Source organism: Blautia caccae (assembly GCF_040095955.1).
GTDB lineage: Bacteria > Bacillota > Clostridia > Lachnospirales > Lachnospiraceae > Blautia > Blautia celeris.
In genome coordinates, this window is record NZ_JBBMFP010000012.1 from 24,068 (window position 1) to 46,637 (window position 22,570).

At 49.2% G+C, this 22,570-nt stretch carries 19 protein-coding genes; 5 read left to right on the forward strand and 14 right to left on the reverse strand.

The genetic code is table 11. From position 1 onward, the window contains the following. Positions 1 to 10: 10 nt before the first annotated feature. The 8 genes from WMO65_RS14215 to WMO65_RS14250 form a co-directional block, all read right to left on the reverse strand. On the reverse strand, positions 11 to 2,320 hold the full coding sequence (locus tag WMO65_RS14215) for a RelA/SpoT family protein (protein WP_148393448.1): 2,310 nt from the start codon (positions 2,318 to 2,320) through the stop codon (positions 11 to 13). Between the two features lie 17 nt (positions 2,321 to 2,337). After that, positions 2,338 to 2,862, reverse strand: a complete 525-nt coding sequence (locus WMO65_RS14220) for an adenine phosphoribosyltransferase (RefSeq protein ID WP_033139720.1) — start codon at positions 2,860 to 2,862, stop codon at positions 2,338 to 2,340. Positions 2,863 to 2,963: 101 nt separating this feature from the next. Continuing rightward, complete coding sequence (gene recJ / locus WMO65_RS14225) at positions 2,964 to 4,679, reverse strand: single-stranded-DNA-specific exonuclease RecJ (RefSeq protein WP_033139721.1); 1,716 nt, start codon at positions 4,677 to 4,679, stop codon at positions 2,964 to 2,966. 70 nt (positions 4,680 to 4,749) lie between these two features. Further along, positions 4,750 to 6,984, reverse strand: a complete 2,235-nt coding sequence (locus WMO65_RS14230; RefSeq protein WP_033139722.1) for a protein translocase subunit SecDF — start codon at positions 6,982 to 6,984, stop codon at positions 4,750 to 4,752. A 49-nt stretch (positions 6,985 to 7,033) separates the two neighbouring features. Further along, positions 7,034 to 8,392 (reverse strand): thioether cross-link-forming SCIFF peptide maturase, encoded by a 1,359-nt coding sequence (scfB, locus tag WMO65_RS14235; RefSeq protein WP_033139723.1) that lies wholly within the window; start codon positions 8,390 to 8,392, stop codon positions 7,034 to 7,036. 131 nt (positions 8,393 to 8,523) lie between these two features. Beyond that, positions 8,524 to 8,664, reverse strand: coding sequence for a six-cysteine ranthipeptide SCIFF (scfA, locus tag WMO65_RS14240; RefSeq protein WP_015541285.1), 141 nt, complete (start codon positions 8,662 to 8,664; stop codon positions 8,524 to 8,526). 138 nt (positions 8,665 to 8,802) lie between these two features. After that, positions 8,803 to 9,177 (reverse strand): TIGR04086 family membrane protein, encoded by a 375-nt coding sequence (locus tag WMO65_RS14245; protein WP_033139724.1) that lies wholly within the window; start codon positions 9,175 to 9,177, stop codon positions 8,803 to 8,805. A 58-nt stretch (positions 9,178 to 9,235) separates the two neighbouring features. Further along, positions 9,236 to 11,197, reverse strand: coding sequence for a hypothetical protein (locus tag WMO65_RS14250; RefSeq protein ID WP_148393449.1), 1,962 nt, complete (start codon positions 11,195 to 11,197; stop codon positions 9,236 to 9,238). A 278-nt stretch (positions 11,198 to 11,475) separates the two neighbouring features. On the opposite strand from WMO65_RS14250, the gene WMO65_RS14255 reads away from it, so the two are divergent. Together WMO65_RS14255 and WMO65_RS14260 are read left to right on the forward strand one after the other, a co-directional pair. Further along, a complete protein-coding gene (locus tag WMO65_RS14255; protein WP_033139726.1) occupies positions 11,476 to 12,756 on the forward strand; it encodes an HlyC/CorC family transporter in 1,281 nt (426 codons plus the stop codon). Between the two features lie 67 nt (positions 12,757 to 12,823). Then, positions 12,824 to 13,546, forward strand: a complete 723-nt coding sequence (locus tag WMO65_RS14260; RefSeq protein ID WP_033139727.1) for a YesL family protein — start codon at positions 12,824 to 12,826, stop codon at positions 13,544 to 13,546. 65 nt (positions 13,547 to 13,611) lie between these two features. On the opposite strand, the gene WMO65_RS14265 is transcribed toward WMO65_RS14260, so the two are convergent. From WMO65_RS14265 to WMO65_RS14290, 6 genes are all read right to left on the reverse strand, one after another. After that, positions 13,612 to 14,235: a YdcF family protein gene (locus WMO65_RS14265; RefSeq protein WP_054353371.1), complete on the reverse strand. Its 624-nt coding sequence runs from the start codon at positions 14,233 to 14,235 to the stop codon at positions 13,612 to 13,614. Positions 14,236 to 14,258: 23 nt separating this feature from the next. Continuing rightward, on the reverse strand, positions 14,259 to 14,768 hold the full coding sequence (locus WMO65_RS14270) for an NUDIX hydrolase (RefSeq protein ID WP_033139729.1): 510 nt from the start codon (positions 14,766 to 14,768) through the stop codon (positions 14,259 to 14,261). 14 nt (positions 14,769 to 14,782) lie between these two features. Next, positions 14,783 to 17,254, reverse strand: coding sequence for a beta-mannosidase (locus WMO65_RS14275; RefSeq protein ID WP_148393450.1), 2,472 nt, complete (start codon positions 17,252 to 17,254; stop codon positions 14,783 to 14,785). A 27-nt stretch (positions 17,255 to 17,281) separates the two neighbouring features. Continuing rightward, positions 17,282 to 17,569, reverse strand: coding sequence for a GNAT family N-acetyltransferase (locus tag WMO65_RS14280; RefSeq protein ID WP_033139731.1), 288 nt, complete (start codon positions 17,567 to 17,569; stop codon positions 17,282 to 17,284). 60 nt (positions 17,570 to 17,629) lie between these two features. Next, entirely contained in the window at positions 17,630 to 19,024 is a 1,395-nt protein-coding gene (locus WMO65_RS14285) for an MATE family efflux transporter (protein WP_148393490.1), read from the reverse strand. 216 nt (positions 19,025 to 19,240) lie between these two features. Continuing rightward, positions 19,241 to 20,080: a DegV family protein gene (locus tag WMO65_RS14290; protein ID WP_033139732.1), complete on the reverse strand. Its 840-nt coding sequence runs from the start codon at positions 20,078 to 20,080 to the stop codon at positions 19,241 to 19,243. Between the two features lie 155 nt (positions 20,081 to 20,235). Between WMO65_RS14290 and WMO65_RS14295 the strand changes: the two genes are divergently transcribed. The 3 genes from WMO65_RS14295 to nudC are packed head-to-tail and all read left to right on the forward strand — an operon-like array spanning position 20,236 to position 22,562. Further along, positions 20,236 to 20,739, forward strand: a complete 504-nt coding sequence (locus tag WMO65_RS14295) for a DUF5721 family protein (protein WP_148393451.1) — start codon at positions 20,236 to 20,238, stop codon at positions 20,737 to 20,739. A gap of 39 nt (positions 20,740 to 20,778) precedes the next feature. Further along, a complete protein-coding gene (locus WMO65_RS14300; RefSeq protein ID WP_033139734.1) occupies positions 20,779 to 21,714 on the forward strand; it encodes an acyltransferase domain-containing protein in 936 nt (311 codons plus the stop codon). Beyond that, entirely contained in the window at positions 21,711 to 22,562 is an 852-nt protein-coding gene (gene nudC, locus WMO65_RS14305; protein WP_033139735.1) for an NAD(+) diphosphatase, read from the forward strand. Before WMO65_RS14300 ends, nudC begins: the two co-directional genes overlap by 4 nt. Positions 22,563 to 22,570 lie beyond the last annotated feature (8 nt).

The following is a 22,570-nucleotide window of genomic DNA, read 5'->3' on the forward strand; positions in this document are numbered from 1 at the left end:
TCTCGACTCCTTAGCCGGTAGTACGCCCGATATCCAGGACGCTCTCTACCTGTCTGATTTTTTCCACCAGGCTGCCCAGTTCTTCCTTGCTCTTAATGTCAAAGGCAATGTTAATGGTGGCACGTCCCTGCTTGCTGGTTCTGGTATTCATGGACGTGATATCAATTTTCCTCTCTGTAAAGATCTTGGAAATGTCAACCAGAAGACCGGTGCGGTTATTGGCATACACATTGATCTCCGCCGTGTACTGCTCCCCGTCGCCTACGCTCTCTGCCTGCCATTCAGCATCGATCAGGCGCTCCCTGTCCTCCAGGGACATATTGATGATATTGATACAGTCTGTGCGGTGGATGGTAACGCCGCGTCCCCTTGTCACATAGCCTACGATCTCGTCGCCGGGAATAGGGTTGCAGCATCTGGAAAACCGGACGGAGACATCATGGATCCCCTTCACCACAATGCCGCTCTTGCTTTTGCGGATGTGCAGTTTATCTTTACTCTCCTCCGCGGCTTCCAGCACCTTCTCGTCTGTCAGTTCGCTCTTGTGGTCCTTCGTGTAAATCTCCAGGAGCTTGTTGATGACCTGGCCTTCCTTCAGACCGCCGTGTCCTACAGCCGCCAGTACGGAATCCCAGTCACGGAAACCGTATTTTTTCATAACGGATTCCAGGTATTTGGGCTTTGTCAGATTTCCCAGTCCGATGCCTTTTAGCTTGGCATATTGGGTGAGCATATCCTTGCCCTTTAAAATGTTGTCCTCTTTTAACTCCTGTTTGAACCACTGGTTGATCTTGTTCTTGGCCTGGGTGCTCTTCACCACCTTGAGCCAGTCGCGGCTTGGTCCTTTGGAGTTCTGAGAGGTGATGATCTCGATCCGGTCTCCGTTCTTGATCACATAGTCAATGGGAACCAGCTTTCCGTTCACTCTGGCACCCACCATCTTGTTGCCCACCGCACTATGTACATTATAGGCAAAGTCAATGGGAGTGGAGCCGTTCGGCAGTGTCTTCACATCTCCTGCCGGAGTAAAGCAGTACACACTCTCGGAAAACAGGTCCAGATCGCTTTTTAAGAGGCTTAAAAATTCCTTGTTGTCGGACATATCCCGCTGCCACTCCAGGATCTGGCGCAGCCAGCTCATCTTCTCCTCTTCCTGCTGGGTCACATTTGCCTTGCTGCTGTTTGATGCCTCCTTGTATTTCCAGTGGGCCGCAATACCGTATTCCGCGGTGCGGTGCATCTCAAAGGTACGGATCTGGATCTCAAAAGGCTGTCCGTTTGGTCCGATCAATGTGGTGTGCAGTGACTGGTACATATTGGGCTTTGGCATAGCAATGTAGTCCTTAAACCGGCCCGGAATGGGCTTGTACATCTCATGGATGATTCCCAGAGATGCGTAGCAGTCCTTCACTGTATCCACAATGATGCGGACCGCAAATAAATCATAGATCTGGTCCAGGGTCTTATCCTGGTTGACCATCTTCTTATATATACTGAAAAAATGCTTTACACGCCCGTCGATCTGGGCGTGAATGCCTGCATTCTCGATCTGGTCCCGGACGCCGTTCACGATTTCGCTTACAAAGGCTTCCCGCTCACTTCTGCGCAGGTTGATCTTTTCCACCAGGTCGTAGTAGACTTCCGGCTCCAGATATTTTAAGGACAAATCGTCCAGCTCGATCTTCACCTTGGAAATACCGAGTCTCTGGGCTATGGGAGCATAGATGTCCATGGTCTCCCTTGCCTTCTCCTTCTGCTTGTGGGGCGGCATGTATTTCAGTGTCCTCATATTGTGCAGCCTGTCGGCCAGCTTTATCAGGATGACTCGGATATCTTTCGCCATGGCAAGGAACATTTTTCTTAAGTTCTCTGCCTGGACCTCCACCTTGTCGGCGGAGTAGTTCAACTGGCCCAGCTTGGTGACGCCGTCCACCAAAAGGGCCACCTCTGCGCCGAACTCCTGGGTGATCTCCTCCGTGGTCATGACCGTATCTTCCACCACATCATGGAGCAGGCCGGCCACGATCGTCTCCTTATCAAGCTCCAGATCCGCCAGGATGATCCCCACACAGAGGGGATGAATGATATAAGGCTCGCCGGACTTGCGCACCTGCCCTTCATGGGCATCTCTTGCAATCCGGTAAGCCTTCTCAATCATAGATATATCGGTGGAGGGATGGTACTTCTGCACACTGGAAATAAGCTCTTCATACAAAACAGAAGGGCTTGTAAAATCTTCCATTGTCTTCACACTTGCATCTGCCTTTTTAATTCTCGCTAATTCATCATCCAGAAGTGTTGCCTCTTTACTTTTCTCCATCTGCCATCACCTGATTTCTATTTACCTTCATAACATATAACGGAAGCCACATCGTAATCTTTTAAACGCTCTCTGCCATTGAGTCCGGCCAGTTCCATGAGGGTTATGATCTTCACCACTTTCCCTCCAAGCTCCTCCACCATTCTGGCTGTCGCTTCAATGGTACCGCCTGTGGCGATCAGATCATCCACCAGCACCACGTTCTGTCCCGGTGTGATGGAATCCTTATGCATCTCTATGGTCGCACTTCCGTATTCCAGCTCATAACTGCTCTCAATGGTCTCGCAGGGCAGTTTCCCCTTCTTTCGTATCAGTACAAAGGGCTTATGTAAATTGTAGGCAATAGGTGCCCCGAATATAAAGCCCCTGGACTCCGCGCCGGCAATCACATCCACCTCCACGCCGTCCAAAAGGGCCTGCATGGAATCCACCGCCAGTGCAAATCCATCTGCATCCTGCAATATGCTGGTCACATCTCTGAAAATGATTCCCGGCTCAGGAAAATCCGGGATACTGCGCACATATTCCTCAATCTTCTTCATAACTCTCTCCTGCCTTTAGTTTCATCAAATTATCTCACTATATGTCAACTATACTCAGATTTTGGGTGTAGTCTTTAGTATATCATCTTTTTTTAACATAATCAAATGTAATTTTGAACGATAATTTCAATACTTTCCCTGCCATTATAGGCATTTATGGATGGATAGTATGCAACAGACCATCTGGGCTTCTCTTTTATCCGCTCCACAAAGGCATCCCCTTCACCGAACCACACGCCCTGTGCCTCACATCCGTTCTCGTCAAAGAGCTTCATCTTCACCACATTCCTGTTCTTTCCGAAGACGCGGCAGTTCTCAATGCGGACGTTTTTCTGTGCAAACAGAGGCTTGGTGTTTCCCTTGCCGAACGGCTCCAGCAGGGAAAGCTGGCGTATCAGAGGCATGTTCACATAAGAAATGGGCATGGGCACGTCGATCAGCACCTTCTGTGCCATGTCCTCCTCTGTAAGAGTACAATTTTCATTAAGCATCTGCCGGAAAGGCTCCACATTTTCCTCAGGAAGGGAAAGCCCCGCTGCCATGGGATGTCCGCCAAACTTTGACAGCAGCTCCCTGCATTTTGTAAGTTCCCTGAACATGTGGTAGGTCTCTATGGAGCGGCCGGAGCCCTTGACCCCCTCCTCCGCTTTTGTAAGGACAAATACCGGTTTGCTGTACCGCTCCCGGATACGGCCGGCGATAATGCCTGCCAGACTCTCATGACACTTGGGAAGGTAGATGACAAGTACCCTGTCCTCATGAAGAGATGTGTTCTCCACCATCTCTGCCGCTTCCTCCACACCTTTTGCTGTCATATCCTTTCTGCTGTCGTTGAGTGCTTTCAAATCCGCCGCCAGAGCTGCCGCTTCCTCCCGGTCACGGCACAGAAGCAGGTTCAGCGCTCTTTTGGCTGTGCTCAGGCGCCCGCTGGCATTCATACAGGGACCGATAACAAAGCCGATATGGTAAGCGGTAAGAGGCCTGTCATCCAGATTATTGACATGAATCAGAGCTTTTAATCCCAGATTCTGCGTGTGCATGATTCTTTTCAGCCCTTCTTTTACCATGATCCTGTTCTCATCCTGCAGGTCCATCACATCCCCCACGGTGGCGATGGCTGCAAATTCAATGAGTTCCTCCGTCTCTGAAGCTGGAATTTCCATCCGCTCATAAAGGCCGCAGATGACCTTGTAGGCTACCATGGCCCCGCAGATCCCCTTGTAAGGATAAGGGCAGTCCTGCTGTTTTGGATTTACAATGGCATCCGCGTCCGGGACAAAGGTCCGCACACTGCCGTCCTCCTGTTCCTCATAGGGAATCTCATGATGGTCTGTCACCACCACGGTCATGCCGAGGCTTTTGGCGTAAGCGATCTGCTCCAGGGCGCTGATGCCGTTGTCGCAGGTCACAATGGTGTCTGTATTAGCCGCCAAAGCCAGGTCGATCAGTTCTTTGCTGATGCCGTATCCGTCTTTCATCCTGTCCGGAATATCCACATCCACACAGGCCCCTGCGCGGCGAAGGCCAATGAGCAGAATATAGGTGGAACAGATGCCGTCAATATCGTAATCCCCGATGATCCTGATCTTTTTTCCTTCCCTGATCTTATGTATCAGAATGTCAAGAGCTGTGTCCATTCCCTTTAACAGCTTCCAGGAGTGAAGGCCCGTAAGCTTTCCATGCAGATATCTGTCGATCTCCTCATCTGTTATCTGTTCCCTGTTCCGTATCAGTCTTGCTATGACCGGGTCCACGCCGAACTTCCTGCTTATTTCATAAAAATCCGCTTTCTTGGCGGAAATCACCCATTTTTCCATCTGCTGTACTCTCCGTCTTCTTCTATTTTAAAAGAAAGGAGTGCTGCTGCAGCAGCACCCCTTCCCCATTTTAAGCCATTTTCTTTTTGATTTTTGTCTTCATGACATACCACAGAGCGCCTGTGATGCATACGGAGGAATATCCGCCGCACACAATACCAACCATCAGCGGCAGAGCAAACTCTCTTACAGAGGAAACGCCCAGCACGAACAGCAGGAACACCATGATAAAGGTTGTCAGTGAAGTATAGATACTTCTTGTCAGAGTCTGTGTGATACTGTTGTTGACCAGCTCTTCCAGATCGGCTTTCTTTCTGGACACTGCCATGTTCTCACGGATACGGTCAAAGATAACGATCGTGGCATTGATGGAGTAACCTACAATGGTCAGCATACATGCGATAAAGGTATTGCCCACAGATACCCTGGCCACTGCATAGAAGGCCAGAACTACCAGCACATCGTGAAGCAGAGCTACGACTGCACTGCTGGCGAACCGGATATCCTTGAAACGCAGCCAGATGTACAGCAGCATCAGGATCGTGGCGATCACCACTGCCTTCACCGCGTCAGCACGCATCTCATTGCTGACAGTGGAGGAAATGCTCTCGGTTGCGATCAGATCTTCTTCCACATCAAACTCGTCCACCAGGGCCTTATTAAGAGCTTCTCTTGTCTTAACATCCAGTGTGATGGTCTTGATGATAACCTGGTTGGTGCCCACCACCTTTGTGGCCTGCACATTGTTGTCACCGGTAACCTCTTCCACAATGGGAACTACCTTTGCGTCAATCTCTTTGATGTCCATATTTTCATTAAATGTCACATTAGTGGATGTACCGCCTTTGAACTCCAGGCTGTATTTCAGCGCATCCCCTGTGCTGGCTTTGAACACACCCATGGCAATGGGCGCGCAGAGAACCAGAATGATGGAGACCGCAAAGAAGATTTTTCTCTTCTGTAAAAAGCGGACCGGCTGTCTCTCTTTCTTTCTGCCGTAGAACTTTTCGTCGCGGATTCCCACAGCGAACATGGCATAGGCAATGAAGCGGGAAACTACCAGCGCGGTGAACATGGACAGAACAATACCAAGTGCCAGTGTCTGTGCAAAACCTTTTACTGTACCGGAGCCAAGCCAGTTCAGCACAAACGCCGCAATCAGCGTAGTGATATTGCCGTCAAAGATTGCAGAGAACGCTTTCTGAAATCCGTTCTGGATGGCAGTCCGCACGTTTCTTCCAAGGGCGATCTCCTCCTGGATACGGGCGTATATGATGACGTTTGCATCCACCGCCATACCGATGGACAGGATAATACCTGCAATACCCGGCAGAGTCAGTGTCAGGTCAAACGCGTTCAGGCATATGAGATCCAGGCATGTGTAGATGACCAGAGCAATGCCGGAAACAAGACCGGGAATCCTGTATACGAAGATCATGAACAGGATAACAAGTGCAAGTCCGATCCCTGCTGCCTTCACACTGCTGGCAATGGCTTCCTCACCTAACTGTGCGGCAACTACGTTGGAACGCAGCTCGCTCAGCTCCAGCTTCAGACCACCGATACGGATGGTGGAAGCCAGGTTCTCAGCCTCAGCAGAATCCTTCATACCGGAAATCTGGGCATTGCCGTCCTTGATCTCTGCGTTTACATTCGGTACACTGACGAATTTGCCGTCATAGTAGATACCAATGCTGTCATGGCTGTCCTCAAAAGCAGCTTTTGTCGCCTCCGCAAATTTTGTGGTTCCCTCCTCTGTCAGAGTCAGGTCCACCACATTTTCTTTGTTCTTTAAATCGTTTTCGATGATAGCAGCCTTTGCTGTCTTAACCTCTGTACCTGTCAGGACAATGGAACCATCCTCCTGCAGTTCCTCAATAGTCTTGTTCAGAACATACTCTGTGCCGTTAAAGGTGTAGTTCTCAGAACCGTCAGAACCCTTGTGTGCAATAAAATACAGGGATCCCGGTTTTCCCAGCTCTTCCAGAATCTGGTTGGCATCCGTAACACCCGGGATTTCTACGTTGATCCTGTTTGTACCCTCTTTGTAAACCTGGGCCTCGGAGCTGTACTGCTCCACTCGTTTTTGTAATTTGTAGATAGTGTCCGCCATCTCATCGTCTGTGGGGTTCTTCTTTGACGCCTCGTATGTAATGCTGACACCGCCTGCCAGATCAAGGCCGGTCTTAATGTGTTTTGCGGCACCTGTTCCGGTGGGACCCAGTCCGACTGCGGAGGTGAATACCAGGAAACCGGTAATCAGAACCGTCAGCACAAGTACGAGAATACCTCTGCTTTTCTTCATTGTTCTTTCCCTTCTTTACTTTTAGTCTTTATGTGTGTCATGATGTATGCTATTGTTCCGCCAAAGCAGCTTTTATCATAATGGCACATTCCACTCGCTTGCGCTGCAGTTCACAGCCAAGGTCATAGACATCATTGATGGAGCCGTGGAAATTATAGGAATTTGCCGCACATCCGCCGCTGCAGTAAAATCTGGCGAAGCACTCCCGGCATTTTTCCTTTGCATATACATTACACTCTTTGAACGCATCGCGGATCTCCGGTTTCTGTACACCGTCCCACACATTGCCCATGAGGAATTTTTCCTCACCGACAAACTGATGGCAGGGATACAGGTCACCCCATGGTGTCACAGCCAGATATTCGGTTCCGGAACCGCAGCCGGAAAGCCGCTTATACACACAGGGACCTCCCGTCAGGTCTATCATAAAGTGGAAAAAGTTAAAGCCTCTTCCCTCTTTTTCCCTCTTGATGATCTCTTTTGCCAGCTTGTCATACTCCTCACAGATTTTCGGGACATCCTCCCACTGAAGCGCATATTCTTCTTTTTCATCCGCCACCACAGGCTCCACGGAAATCTGTTCAAATCCCAGGTCCGCCAGATGGAGCACATCTTTGGAAAAATCCAGGTTATGACGGGTAAAGGTACCTCTGGCATAATATTTCTTCTGCCCTCTGCTGTCGGCAAATTTCTGGAATTTCGGTACCACCAGGTCATAGCTGCCCGCTCCTTTTCGGAAGGGACGCATAAAATCATGGACTTCCCTGCGGCCGTCAATACTGAGCACTACGTTGTCCATCTCTTTGTTGGCAAATTCCATAATCTCATCATTGAGCAGGACGCCGTTTGTTGTGAGTGTAAAGCGAAAATGCTTGTTGTGGATCTTTTCCTGGGAACGGCCGTAGGCCACAAGGTCTTTGACCACCTTCCAGTTCATAAGCGGCTCCCCGCCGAAGAAATCCACCTCCAGGTTCTTCCTGTTGCCGGAATTGGCGATCAGAAAATCCAGCGCCTGTTTTCCCACTTCATAGGACATCATGGCCCTGCGTCCATGATACTCCCCTTCCTCCGCAAAACAGTAACGGCAGGCCAGGTTGCAGTCGTGGGCAATATGCAGGCAGAGAGCCTTCACCACTGTGGGCCTGTCCTTAAAACTGTCGATTGCTTTTTCGTACACATCCTCAGTAAACAGCATCTGCTCTTTTTTGAGCACCGCGCATTCCTCAAGAGCAGTTTTAATATCTTCCTCCTGATACCTGTCTTTCAGGGCAGTGAGTATCTCCTCCTCACTTTTTCCCTCATCCAGCAGACCGACCATGTCGTAGACAATCTCATCCACCACATGCACGGAACCGCTGTTTACATCGAGTACAATGTTGTATCCATTATTTTTATAACGATGAATCACAGTATTTTTCCTTTCTTCTCTTAGTATGCCGTACAATGAATAAGCAGCGGCTTTTATACCGCTGCTTCTGATGTCTTCCTATGACAGCAAATTATTCTTGATAACAGGAAGTCCGCGAAGCGCAGTTCCTGTTATTTATTCTCGCAGCTCTGATTTCCTACTGTGCAGGATGTTTTACAGGCTGACTGGCAGGATGTCTGGCACTCACCGCAACCGCCTTTTTTTACTGTATTCTGTAAGTTTTTTGTATTTAATGTTTTGATATGTTCCATGACATATTCCTCCCTGTGCTTAAATGTAATTCTATGCGTCTGCACGCTTGTGGCTATTATAGCATATCTATAACCGGCAAGGCAAGTATTTCTTTCGTAATTCAAGTGAACCTATCCCGGTTCCTGCAAGCGAAACTGTCACGACAACATACCGCCCAGGGCGCCTCCCAGAAAACAGAGAAAATAGGTGACTGCCATCTCCTTAAAATCAGCGGATATCTGATGCTCCGTCAAAAATGTGACTGCGGTCAGAAGCACTGCATAGCCAATCCCCAGCGCCATTCCCCACAGGTATCTCTGGTTTCCTACCTTTTTTCCAAGATAGAAGCCTCCCAGAAAACAGGACACTATGTAAATAATCAGGATACCCAGGTTCACCTGGTTTTCTCCCAGTCCCATCTTGTACAGAAGAAGCGCCAGAAGAAGCAGCATAAGGCCGGTTGCCAGGTAAGCTGCCAGCAGCGCCTTCATCATCAGTAGAGGTTTTGATTGTTTTGCAACTGTCTGCTCCATAAAGAAACCCTCCCATATGTATATATATGGGAGGGCATTCTGATGTATTACTATGTAATCATTTCTTTTTTCTTTTACCCAGGACTAAAAGGACCACCACAACAATGACTGCCGCAGCTGCCACCAGCACATAGGTAAGAATCGGTGACTCATCGCCTGTTCTGGGGTTTACCACCACTGCTCCGTTGTTTTTCTTAATGGAGGTGTTGGTTGGCTTTTTCACTGTGGAGGAACCATTGTTTCCGCCGTTCTTGTTGATGGAAGAACTGCCGCCGTTCCCTGTTGTGCCGGCTGACGGTACTGTAGGCTTATGGTTGGGGCTCTGTGTGCCGATTCCCACAAGCTGGCTGCCGCCTACATTGAAAGGACTCAGGGAGCCGGTTTCAAATACCAGGTATCCGCCCGAAACATTCATATTGCTTCCCAGTGTGAAATATTCATAACTGCCGGTCTCTTCCATATAATGTCCGATCACCAGCTTTTTGTAGAGATCTGCGTCCTTTGGCACCGGAATGGATACCGTCACCTTTTTGCCATCCGGAATCTTGTACTCTTTATCTGCTTTCAGATCCCAGAGTTCAATCTCATATGCCTGGAGAATCTGCTCAATATCCGCTGCCGGCAGACTGTCCACATCTGTATTCAGGGATACCCTGACTTCTACATAAGAGGGAATAAAATCACCGGATACTTTCACATCTGTGGCCTTGTCCCAAAGGCTGCCCACCGGTTCTTTTTCTGCCTTTTCGGAAGACTCCTTTTTCGATGATATATTCTCTTTTTTATCTGTGTTTTCCTTTTTGGAGGATTCTTCTTTTTTGGATGCGTCATCCTTTTTGGCTGACTCTTCTTTTTTGGTCTCTTCCTTCTTGGATGCGTCCTCTTTCTTGTCCTTTGCATCCTTTTTATCTTCTACGGGCTTTTCCGTCTTGTCTGTGTCTTTCTTATCGGCATCCGTATCCTTGTCATCTGCAGGCTTCTCAGCCTGGTCAGTCTTGCCGCTGTCCGTATCCTGCTTGGGTTCCTCTGTTTCGGCCTCTTCCTTCTTCGGCTCCTCTTTTTCTTCCGCAGAAGGCTCCGGCGCTTTCAGAGACTCCACATATACGGTCACACTTCGAACCACCTGCTGCCCCTCCGCGCTCCAGCCCGGGACTCCGGAATAGTCATATGTCTCCGTGTCATTGGGCGTAAAGATGATCTGATGGGTGCTCTCATAGGTATCCGGCACTTTCTCAGGCTCCGCGAAACGGAAGGTACCGTCACCGTTGAAACCGTCTCCCATGAACATGGACTCCAGTGTGGCCGGCTCCTTCATGGTCATGCTGTCCGGTACCGTCACCGCAGGTGCTTCCTGCTTTTTAACCGGTGCCTCCTCCTTGGGTTCTTCCTTTTGTTCCTCTTTTGCCTCTTCTTTAGACTCTTCTTTTGTATCCTCTTTTACCGCATCTTTATCTGCGCTGTTATCCTCTGAGGTGTTATCCTCTTTTTTTTGTTCCTGATTTTCTTTGTTCTCCTCTTTTGCCTTTTCACCCACTACAAAGGCATCGGCGCCCAGATTGGCGCTCTTGGTATCCACATCGGAGGCGCTCAGCCAACCGTAAGACAAGGTAAGCTTACCGCTTCCCTCCACCTTTATGATCGGTCCGCTGAAACCGTCCGCACGCTTGACTGTGATCCCGGAGGGCATGGTGAGCTTTGTCTCACCGGAAATGGTGATGGTTCCGCATACCAGGATGGTCGCGCTGTCGGCTGCCAGGGATTTGGCTTTCTCAAAGCTGGAAACCGCCGTATCCTTGGAGGTGCCGTCCCCGCTCTTCTTACCGCTGCCGCTTACATAGACAGTTTTTAGCTTTGCCGCATTGTCCGTCTGCTCCGCTGCTGCCACCTGGGATAATCCCATGTGCATGCCGGTGCCCGCTCCCTGTACCACCAGCATGGCTGCCAGTGTAATGCCGAGAGTTGTCTTCAGGATTCTGTTCTTATATGATCTGCTGTTATTTCCGCTGTAATTTTTCTTCATAATCTGCCCCTTTTTAAAATCTATCTCGTCGTGGTCTGCTATGTATCTTTTATATGTAAAAATTGTATTTCTGCACATTGTGCAAATTAGACAATTTCGGTACTCTTTCTTTAGGCATATTCATCATGCCTCTATCGGAGACATTATAGCATATTTCTGTTTGTTTCGACACCCCTAAAATTCAATTTTTTTATTTTTTCTGCGATACTTGCAATCCTTCCCAAAATCATGTATCATTTCTTAATATAATTTTATATTACAAAGGAGTTGAAATTTAATTGGATTCCAGTGACGCCATACAGTTTCTCGTCTTGATTGTACTTATATGCCTCTCGGCATTCTTTTCATCCGCAGAAACTTCTATGACAACCGCAAACAAAATTCGTATCCAGACCCTGGCCGAACAGGGAAATAAGAAGGCCAAAACCCTTCTGAAGGTAACAGGCAATTCCGGAAAGATGCTCAGCACGATTCTGATCGGCAACAACCTGGTCAATATTGGGGCTTCTTCCCTTGCCACATCCATGGCTATCCGCATGTTCGGCAATGCCGCAGTGGGTATATGCACCGGTGTACTGACACTGCTGATCCTAATCTTCGGTGAGATCACGCCGAAGACCATGGCAACCCTCAACGCGGAACGGCTTGCACTTTCCTACGCCGGCCCCATCCACGGACTGATGGTGCTTCTCACACCGGTCATCTATATTGTAAATAAGCTTTCCGACGGCGTGCTGTCTCTGCTGCGCGTGGACCAAAGCGGAAAGGGCAACCGGATCACAGAGCACGAGCTGCGTACCATCGTCAATGTCAGCCACGAGGAGGGCGTCATTGAGAGCGAGGAACGCCAGATGATATATAATGTGTTCGACTTTGGGGATTCCCAGGCCAAGGATGTTATGGTTCCCCGCATTGATGTGGCTTTCGCGGATATCGGAAGTTCCTATGATGACCTGATCTCCATGTTCCGGGAGGAAAAGCATACACGGTTCCCGGTCTACGAAGATACCACCGACAATGTGGTAGGCATCGTCAATGTCAAAGACCTGCTGCTTATGGGGTCCAGGGATAATTTCTCTTTAAAAGAGATCATGCGGGAGCCTTACTTTACTTTTGAGTACAAGAAGACCTCTGAACTGCTGGTGGAAATGAAGGAAGAGAGCGTTTCTTTCGCTGTCGTTCTGGACGAGTACGGCGCCACTGCCGGAATCATCACCCTGGAGGACCTGTTGGAGGAGATTGTGGGGGATATCCACGATGAATACGATGACACCGAGGAGGATGACTTAACGGAGATCATTCCCGGAAGGGAATACGTGGCACTTGGGGCCGCGAGACTGGATGATTTAAATGAAGTGCTTCCCGTGCAGATCGAATCTGAGGACTATGATTCCATCGGCGGGTATATCATCGAACAGCTTGACCGCTTCCCGGAGCCCGGGGAAAGTATCACAACCCCGGACCATGTGCGCCTGGTTGTGGACAAGGTAGAAAAAAACAGAATCGAGGCTGTACACATTTTCCTGCCTGAGATACAGGAACAGCCCGAAGAAGAATGACCGGCAGCGGGAGGAAATCCCGGACATCTGCCATAAGAACAACAAATGGAAAGGACAACAAAGAATTATGAGCGGTTTTTTTAACATGGACAGCCCGGTTATGCGGTTTCTGTCCCGCGTATGTGACCTGATGATCTTAAATTTTATGTGCCTGATATGCTGCATTCCTATTGTAACCATAGGAGCATCTGTCACTGCGCTGTACTCTGTTACCCTGAAAATGGTAAGGGGGGAAGAATCTTATATCTTCAAAGGCTTCTTAAAGGCTTTCAAGGAGAACTTCAAAATATCCACGATTATCTGGCTGCTACTGGCGGTACTGGGCCTGCTGATCTTCGCAGATTACAAGGCAACACAGTTTCTGCCCGACAATATGAAGAACATATTCCGCATCCTGGTAGGCGTTGTGATAACTTTCTACCTGCTGCTGATGACCTACGTTTTCCCCTATGTGGCAAGATTTGAGAACAACGTAAAAAACACGCTCAAGAACGCGCTGCTGATCAGTATTCTGAACCTGCCCCATACGGTTCTGGTTGTCTGTATTCCGGTGGGAATCGTGTTCATCACCATGTTCAACTCCACCACACTGGTTTACGGAAGCCTGTTCTGGTTCCTGATCGGACTTTCCTTTATCGCCTTCTGCAACTCCTACATATTCCGCAAGGTCTTTGCAAAGTATGAGCCTCAGGAGGAGGAAGAGCAGGGAAATCCTGACGATTATACCGTACCGGAAGAAATAACTCCTGACAAACAGGATGTTATAGAAGAGATAGAAGAAAAGAAATAAAATCCTCCAAAGCGTGCCGGAATGAACTTTCCGGCACGTTTTAAACCAAAAGAAGCCGTTACGCATTACGCGTCCGGCTTCTTTTGGTTTTCTCTCATATCTTTCATGATCTCATGGAACTGCTCCCCGCAGCGGGCGATCTCACCGAGAACGGTATCACAGCCTTTTTCACTCAGATACCAATTGTCCCTGGTGATCTCACAATCATCTGCAGGGCAGACCAGAAGTTCCGCTTCCGGATACAGAAGCTGGTAATACAGAAGCGCCCGCCTGGCATGTGCCGGTTTACAGCAGATGATTCCCCGCTTCACCTGCAGTCCTGCCGCGTCTGTCACCTCCCTGGAACGGATGGCGTTCTCATATGTGTAGGTGGCCTTTTCCTCCCTCCATATGTGGCATTCCTTCACACCATGCTTTACAAGGACAGCCTTTAAAAATTCCCACTCTGTCCTGTACGTTCCCCTGTATTCCTCTTCCTTTGCCTGAACACCTCCGAATCTGCCGCGCAGTATACTGTATTTTCCAGACGGCAGCACAAGCTCAGAAAATCCTTCTCTGTAGAGACTGGCCGCCTTCTCCGCGATCTGGGGAAATCCGCTGCCGGGGACAAAGATAATATCCGCCGGCTTTGGCTCCTGCTCCACAAAAATAAATTCTGTCATCTGGTCTAAAAATCTTTTGTTCCACATGATTCCTGTCCTCTCTTCGTTTCTTACAGGTACTTTTCGGTGATCAGGTGAAGGAAGTCCAGAATCTCCGGGTAGGTAAAAATCTCCTCTGTCCGTATCATGCGCTCCAGCTCCTCCCCGGTCACCCACCTGACTTCTGCCACTTCCTCCGGGTCCAGGGTAAGCTTTGAGACAGGGATATCCCGGCGGACAAGGAAAACCTCCCAGATCATATGACTTCCGTCTTCCCGGTTAATATGTGCCAGATGGATCAGTTCTTCCCTCTCCAGGGCAAGCCCTATCTCCTCCTGCACTTCTCTGATACACCCTTCTTTGGCGTCCTCGCCGGCCTGTATCCTGCCGGCAGTCAGGGACCAGACATTGGGATAGTGGACACATCTGCTGCTTCTCTTCTGGATCAGAAATTCTCCCTTTGTGTTCATGATCCAGGCCTCCACCGCCACGTGATATTCACCATCACCCAGGTCTTTTCCCTTTTCCATGACTCTCCCTGTAGGAATCCCTTTGCTGTCGCATATATCCCAGAGCTCCATCCTTTGTCCTCCATTTACCGAATATCATATACACTTCTCAAGCGCAGGCCTTTTGGTTCTCCGCTCAGGATCCTGACACGCTTCTCCCCTGCGTTCATGTCAAAGTAATTATCTGACAGAAGCAGGTCTTCCGCTTTATTTTGTATCTCCACGCTCTTTGCATAAGCCTGTGCCCGAACGACGATCTCATCCCCTTCCACTCTGCAGGAAAGCCCGGGGTCTGCATAGGCAAAATACTTGGGAAGGGAGAAGATGACGGTCCCCTCGGACAGAATTTCACCGTTCTGCAGAATCTCATAACTTACATACCTGTCAAAAATCTGGATATGCGGGAATTCCACTTTATCCAGCCAGACACTGGACATAGCCGGAACGCAGACAAGTTCCTCATGGGAGGAAAAAATCTCTGCCTTCTGGTTCCGCACCGCCCATCTGACCAGGACCTGCTGTTCTTTTCTGGTCTCATTGGTCACATTCAGACGGATGGACTTTTCAAACTCAAAATGCTCCCGGTTCATATCCGGCTTCTGTGTCAGCCAGCCCTCCTCCTGACAGGACACCATAATGGGGGCGAAGAAACGTTTTGCATAATAATGCAGCGCCTTCCACCGTCCGGTGTAGTCAATGGAGGACCAGGAAGCCACAGGCCAGCAGTCATTTAGCTGCCAGTAGATGGCTCCCATGCATCTTCCCCTGTTTCTCCTGAAATGTTCCACGCCGTAGCGGATGGCCTCCGCCTGGAGAAGCTGTGAAGCATAGAGCACGATTTCAAAAGAGGAGGGATAGCGGAATGTCTGCTGCATGTAATTCATGATCTTTCCGTTGGCACCTGCATTTCTCTGGTGCTTTTCCATCACATAGGAAAAAATATTAAAGTCATCCGGATCATCAGTAAATGTCTTGACCGTGCTCAGACAGGGGAAAGACTGGAATCCGAATTCTGACGCATAGCGGAAGAAATAATTTCTGTAATCCGAGAAAGGCTTGTTTCCGTGCCACACATCCCAGTAATGCACATCACCTCTGTTCGGGTCATTCGGTTCGTCAAAGGAACCGCCTGAGGAAGGGCTTGCCGGCCAGTAAAAGGTCACAGGGTCATACTCCTTCAGCACCTCCGGGATCACTCTCTCATACATAAGCAGATAATCCCTCACCTCAGAGTGCTTTGATACCCAGTTGCCCTCCTTTACAAACATCTCCATCTCATTGTTGCCGCACCACAGACCTAAGGAAGCGTGATGGCGGATACGTTTTATGTTGTCAGCCAGCTCTTTTCTCATATTCTCCTCAAAGGCAGGCGTCAGATCATAGACCGCACAGGCGAACATAAAGTCCTGCCATACCATAAGACCCAGTTCATCGCAGATATCGTAGAACCAGTCCTCGGGATAATACCCGCCGCCCCACACACGAACGGCGTTGAAATTGGCTGCCCTGCAGTCCTTAAGCAGTTTTCTGGTCTTTGCCGGGGTAGTCCTGCCCAGCAGGTGGTCCTCGGGGATATAGTCAGCGCCCATGGCAAATACCTGTACCCCGTTAACCTCATGGGCAAAGCTCTCCCCATATGCGTCCTTCTCCACATGCATGGTCATGGTGCGAAGACCGATGCGCTGTATCTTTTCATCCACTGCCGTATCCCCGCAAATAAGCTCTGTCTTGACGGTATACAAGGGCTGTTCCCCAAGGCCGTTGGGCCACCAGAGTCTGGGATCTTCAATAACGATCTCCTCCGGGGAGCCCTCAAAGACACGTTTTGACTTATCGGGGTCCTCTATGGTGATTCGGTAGGAACAGCAGGAATCCTGTCCGTGGAGTTCCATGGGGTCTCCTGCCACCCGGTCTTTCACGATCCTCACGTGCACCTGAGGCTTCAGTCTGACATATCCTGCCCGGTGCTCCTGGCGCAGATACACACTGTCAAGGCAGGCTTTCTGTATCCCCAGAAGGGATACCGGGCGGAAGATACCTGCATCCGGCAGGTGAGCACCCCAGTCCCAGCCGAACATACAGTGCGCTTTCCGAATGTGCACAAAACCGTCCATGGCGTCCTCAGACCCTCTTGTGGGCGCCTCCGCGAATTTTTCCCTGATGTACGCAAGCGGTGAGTGGAAAAGTATCCGCAGGGAGTTTCCCTTTTCATGGAGAAGATGCCGCACGGAAAATTCCCAGGTCCGGTGCATATTGTCTGTTCTGCCTATATATTCATGATTCACATAGATGTCCGCAATGGTATCCAGCCCCTCAAAGCGCAGCAAAACGCTGTCACAGGAGAGAAGGTCCGTCCCACAGGCGAATATGGTCTCATATTCATAGTCGTTTTCCATCAGTGCCAGAGCTTTATTCTCATTGTCCTTCCAAAATGGATCCTCCATATTGCCGTTTCTCAAAAGATCCGTGTATACGGTTCCGGGTACCTGTGCCGGCTGCCAGTCGTCCCACCCCGCGGTATGCATTTCCCAGTTTTCATGAAGATTCTGTTTTATCATTTTGCTGCTTTCCCCTTTTCAGACTTCTTATTCTTCACTGCCGTCAAGCAGAAGATGACTATATTCCGGATGTTTTGCAAACCAGCCCACAGCATAAGAACATGTGGGAAGCACTTTTTTTCCGCTCTCATCCAGATACTGTGCCGCTGCCTGCATAAGCTTTCCCGCAATCCCCTGTCCGCGCAGAGATTCATCTACAAAGGTATGGTTGATATTCACCGTGTTTTTGTTTACAGCGGGAAATGTGACTTCTGCCAGCATTTTCCCCTCTTCATTGTAATAGGCGATTTTTGATTTTTCCTTCGTAAATTCCATAATCATTCTCCTCTTCACTTTTTTATTTCATAAAAGCCGGCATAACCGGCTTTTATATTCCTACTTTTCTGCTGCTGCAAGCGCTTTTGTTTTCCACTTTCCTCTCCTGTAGAAAAACCAGGTGACAATGGCACCCAGTACCCAGGATACCAAGAGAGAGATAAAGATACACTCACTGCGGCCGTTTGGAAGTTCCGGTGTTCTGGTGGCCCAGGATATCCCGTAAGCCAGAGGCACACGAATCAGGACTGTGGTAATGATGGAGATCCACATAGGCGTCATGGTATCACCTGCTCCCCTCATGACTCCGGAAAGACTCTGGGTCACAGCCATGGCTATGTATCCCACTGCCAGTATGCACATCATGCGCATACTCAGATCCACAAGCTCAGAGGTGCCGGTAAAGATACCCATCAGATTCCTGCCGAACAGCAGGATGAGGACCGTGATCACAGCGGATGTGCCTGCCGCGATCATGGTGCCCTGTCTGGCTCCCTGTTCCACCCGGTCGTAGCTGTTTGCCCCCACATTCTGACCCGCATAAGTGGTCATGGTGGTGCCGAAGGAAAAGTTCGGCATCATGGCAAAGCCGTCCACACGCATAACGATCACATTGGCTGCTATGAGCATTTCCCCGAAGCTGTTGGTAAGGGACTGCACAATGACCATGGCCATGGAAAAAATAGCCTGGGTAAGCCCGGAGGGAAGTCCCAGACGGATAATATTCACGGCATGGTTCTTTTTCATCTTCAGATAGTGGAGTCTGAAATCAAAGACATCCTTCATGCGGGTCAGTTTCCACATGCAGAGGACTGCCGATACTGCCTGCGCAATGGCTGTGGCAAGGGCAACCCCCGGCACGCCCAGGCCCAGGCCGGCTACAAACCACAGATCCAGGATAATATTCAGCACCGTCGCCACAAGCAGATATATAAGGGCCGATACGGAATCTCCCAGACCCCTGAGGATTCCGCTCAGAATATTGTAGTAAGCCACACCTGCAATGCCGATAAACAAAATTCTCAGATAGGAATTACACCAGTCAATAATCGTATCCGGCGTATGCAGAAGCTCCAGCATAGGCATGATCACAAAGGGTGCCAGCGCCATGATAATGACTGAGGAAATGGCGGTCAGGGTGATACAGCTTCCTATGGTGCCGGAGAGTTCCTCCCTCTCCTTTGCCCCGAAATACTGGGAAACCATAACACTGCTTCCCACGGAAATACCGATAAATAAAACAAGCAGCAGGTTTAAGATCGGTCCGGCACTGCCCACCGCTGCCAGGGCATTGTCTCCCACATACCGTCCCACAATAATACTGTCCACCGTGTTGTAGAGCTGCTGCGCGATATTGCCGATGACAAGCGGCACAGTAAAAGCCACGATCTTCTCCCACGGTCTGCCCTCTGTCATATCCACAGGGGCGAATAATTTCTTCAGTTGTCCTCCCATAATACGTTTACCTTCTTCTGTCACATTTTTCTCATACATATTCAGCTCCGCTGAATACGATATATACTTATCCTACTATAAAAAGACAGCCCGGTCAAAATGTATTTTTCTTTGACCGGGTGTTTTTTTCCGCTGTCCGCAGGTGCTGCGGCAAAAAGAGCAAATAGAAAGGCGGAAACGGCTCATCTCCTTCCGTTTCCGCCTATCCCCTTGGGGTTAAATCACCACAATGATTCCGCCGTCATTGGCATACATACTGCTGACGCCTGCGGTATCTAAAAGAACTACATCCTTTACCGGAATCCGTTTTACAATGGCGTCCTTCACGATCTCCGCCCGCTCCCGGCAGTTGCAGTGTGAGATGCCCAGTATTCTGTCCGCACTGTTCTCTGAGCGTTCCACAATATAATCCACCATTTTCATAAGGGCCTTGTTGATGCCTCTTGCCTGGTCAAGCTGTATGATTGTGCCCTCCGGGGTCGCTCCCATGACAGGCTTGATCTTCAGGGCCGTGGCCACAAATGCCTTCAGATTACTTAATCGTCCGTTCTTTCGCAGAGTTTCAAGGCTCTCCAGCACAAAATAGGTGTTCTGGCTCTCAATATAAGCCTCTACCTCCCGGACAATATCCTCAAATTCCATATTTTTACTCTCACACTCTTCAATCTTCAGAGCGATCAGGGTCTCGCCCACAGAAGCTGAGCGGGAATTGAATACATGGATTTTTTTCTCAGGACTGCTCTCCAAAAGCAGATTTCTGCCGAGTACGGCACTGTTATAGGAGCCGCTCAGTTCTGAGGAAAGCGTCACTGCATACACATGGTCTGCCTCACAGTCATAGGCTTCCATATATCTCTCCGGGGAGGGACATGAGGATTTGGGACAGTTCGGTGATTCTGCCACTCTTTTTAAGAAATATGCCTGATCAAAGCTCTCATCATCCACAATATCTTCTTCGTCGACAGTAAGGGTCAGGGATGCCCGTTCAATGGCCGGGTCTTCTTTCCAACGTTCTATTAATTCTCCGCAGCTGTCTATTACTATTTTATATCTCATCTTGCAACCTCTTATATGTAGTTTTTAATACTATGTTTTATGATAACACAAAACCATGCTGTTGAAAAGGGCTTTTTTCATGAAAGTACTTTGATTTTTCCCGTTTTTCGTATATACTATTCATTAGACTAATGACAGGAAGAGGAAATAATATCATGATAGCTTTACAGGTACAGGATGTAAAAGACTTTATGTCCCGTCTGCTTATCGGAACCGACTTCGATGCCTTCTGGCTGTGTGAGGCCAATGTGACCACCTTTGTCACTTACCATATTGACGGTTCCCTCCACAAGGAGTTCTTTGATTCAGAACAGGCGGAAATGCTCGCCCGGACAGAGCGCACCTTCTCAACGTGGAAGGAAATAAAACCCTTCTGCTTCTCCATCATGAAAGGAAAACATACCCCGCTGCACTTTAAAATTGTATTTCAGCTCTCCCGGCAGAATGTGGAAAAACTGCTTGTGGGAAGCGGACTTTCCCAGACACCGGCAGATGTCTTCGGCCTGTATCTGAACCTGCAGTACGACGGCAGTCATGTGACCTGCACAACAGGTACATCCCTGAGAACCTTTACCATGGACAAGTCCCTGGACCGGGTGTGGGATGAAATGGTGACCAAATTTTTCAGGCAGCAGCAGATTCCTGTGCTGCTTGTCTGATTTTATATTGATAATAGTTTATGTGAAAGAAGGAAAAGTATGCAAAATTATGAAAAAAATGACTTCAAACAGGAATGGATGGAAAATCTGTCCCTGTTTGCCCGCGAGATGGATTACCCCCGGGAAGCTGCCGCCTCTCTTGCGCAGTCTCTGGAGCAGGTCTTTAAAAATAGAGAAGTTCTCCATATACTCACTGCTGCTGACCGGACATACAGTGAAAACATCCATATGGACTACGAAAAAATCCTGGAGGAATTAAAGGATGTCTCCCCGCGCTGCGGCATCCACACATATACCCTCCACATGCTCTTCTATATTATCCTGTCACGCAAAACCAGGAAAATCTACGAAGAACGCGGCATTGCGCCGGAAATCTTCCGTGCCTCCATGATGGACCTGCACTGGAAGCTTCTGGAATGCAGAAAAATGTTCGGCATATGGGGCACCAGCGTAGCGCAGTGGCAGATCTGGTGGTTTGAGGTCAGACGTTTTGCGCTTGGGCGTTTCCAGTATGAGCTGGTGCCCTTTCGGGAAACCTACGAAAAAGACGGCGTATCCCTGCATCCCGGTGACCTTGTCATCAACGTGCACATCCCGTCCTGCGGCCCCTTAAAAAGGGAAGAATACATGAAGTCCTACGCCATGGCCGCAGACTTCTTCCGTGATTCCTTCAAGGACAGGCCCATTGTGTTCCTGTGCGAATCCTGGATGCTCTTTCCGGAACACAGGCTGTTCCTTCCGAAGACTTCCAATATTCTGGGATTTATGCAGGATTATGACATTTTCAGAGAGGAGTATAACAACGGGGATCTGTGGAGAATCTTTTATGAGGACTACGAAAAACCGGCTGACAAGCTTCCTGGTAACACAGGACTCCAGAGAGCTTACCGCTCCTGGTTAATGGAAGGACACATGGCCGGAATGGGATTCGGCGTTTTTATATATGATAAAAGAGTGACAGGAGAAGAATTATGATACAGGATATTGCACCGCATATTTACCACAACGAATATCTGCCCCACCATCCTCAAAAGGACAGTGTGCTGCTCTGTTACGATAAAGATCGGATATTCATGAATGTCACAGACGGAGAAATCACATTCCCCACTTATGCAGAGGCGGAAGCCGTATATCCGGCTGTCAGAGACATGTGGACATATCTTTTCACCATAGATGAGACTGCATATTACCTTATATCCCGGCTCCCCTTTGAGGAGATGCCGGACTATGCCTTTGAAAAGACCGACAGCCTGCGCACCTTAAGCCCCCGTCATCTTATCTTTGCAGGTATTACCGGACACCAGCTCTACAAATGGTATAAAGGGCGCCGCTTCTGCGGATCCTGCGGCCGTAAGATGAAGCCGGATAAAAAAGAACGTATGATGTACTGCCCCCACTGCCAAACTATGGAGTATCCAAAGCTCTCCCCCGCGGTCATTGTTGCCGTGAGAAACGGGGATAAGCTGCTGCTCTCCAAATACGCGGGACGTGAATTTACCAACTATGCCCTTATTGCCGGATTTGCAGAGATCGGAGAGCCTATAGAAGACACGGTGAGACGAGAAGTCATGGAGGAGGTAGGCTTAAAGGTCAAAAATATCCGCTTTTACAAAAGCCAGCCATGGTCTTTCAGTGATACTCTGCTCTTCGGCTTCTTCTGTGATCTAGACGGTGACGACACCATCCGGCTGGACGAGGAGGAGCTGGCCCTGGCAGAATGGCACGAGCGTTCCCAGATACCTGATGACGCATATGAAATCAGTCTCACCAGGGAGATGATGACGCTGTTTAAAAACGGACTTGATGACAAATTGTCACTGTAATGTCATTT

What these genes read in the sequence shown, in the direction of transcription:
- WMO65_RS14230 (WP_033139722.1), bottom strand. Translation starts at nt 6,984, where the DNA reads ATGAAGAAAAGCAGAGGTATTCTCGTACTTGTGCTGACGGTTCTGATT.
- WMO65_RS14220 (WP_033139720.1), bottom strand. Translation starts at nt 2,862, where the DNA reads ATGAAGAAGATTGAGGAATATGTGCGCAGTATCCCGGATTTTCCTGAG.
- WMO65_RS14290 (WP_033139732.1), bottom strand. Translation starts at nt 20,080, where the DNA reads ATGAGATATAAAATAGTAATAGACAGCTGCGGAGAATTAATAGAACGT.
- WMO65_RS14250 (WP_148393449.1), bottom strand. Translation starts at nt 11,197, where the DNA reads ATGAAGAAAAATTACAGCGGAAATAACAGCAGATCATATAAGAACAGA.
- WMO65_RS14245 (WP_033139724.1), bottom strand. Translation starts at nt 9,177, where the DNA reads ATGGAGCAGACAGTTGCAAAACAATCAAAACCTCTACTGATGATGAAG.
- WMO65_RS14275 (WP_148393450.1), bottom strand. Translation starts at nt 17,254, where the DNA reads ATGATAAAACAGAATCTTCATGAAAACTGGGAAATGCATACCGCGGGG.
- WMO65_RS14300 (WP_033139734.1), top strand. Translation starts at nt 20,779, where the DNA reads ATGCAAAATTATGAAAAAAATGACTTCAAACAGGAATGGATGGAAAAT.
- WMO65_RS14260 (WP_033139727.1), top strand. Translation starts at nt 12,824, where the DNA reads ATGAGCGGTTTTTTTAACATGGACAGCCCGGTTATGCGGTTTCTGTCC.
- WMO65_RS14285 (WP_148393490.1), bottom strand. Translation starts at nt 19,024, where the DNA reads ATGGGAGGACAACTGAAGAAATTATTCGCCCCTGTGGATATGACAGAG.
- nudC (WP_033139735.1), top strand. Translation starts at nt 21,711, where the DNA reads ATGATACAGGATATTGCACCGCATATTTACCACAACGAATATCTGCCC.
- WMO65_RS14295 (WP_148393451.1), top strand. Translation starts at nt 20,236, where the DNA reads ATGATAGCTTTACAGGTACAGGATGTAAAAGACTTTATGTCCCGTCTG.
- WMO65_RS14215 (WP_148393448.1), bottom strand. Translation starts at nt 2,320, where the DNA reads ATGGAGAAAAGTAAAGAGGCAACACTTCTGGATGATGAATTAGCGAGA.
- WMO65_RS14270 (WP_033139729.1), bottom strand. Translation starts at nt 14,768, where the DNA reads ATGGAGCTCTGGGATATATGCGACAGCAAAGGGATTCCTACAGGGAGA.
- recJ (WP_033139721.1), bottom strand. Translation starts at nt 4,679, where the DNA reads ATGGAAAAATGGGTGATTTCCGCCAAGAAAGCGGATTTTTATGAAATA.
- scfA (WP_015541285.1), bottom strand. Translation starts at nt 8,664, where the DNA reads ATGGAACATATCAAAACATTAAATACAAAAAACTTACAGAATACAGTA.
- WMO65_RS14265 (WP_054353371.1), bottom strand. Translation starts at nt 14,235, where the DNA reads ATGTGGAACAAAAGATTTTTAGACCAGATGACAGAATTTATTTTTGTG.
- WMO65_RS14280 (WP_033139731.1), bottom strand. Translation starts at nt 17,569, where the DNA reads ATGGAATTTACGAAGGAAAAATCAAAAATCGCCTATTACAATGAAGAG.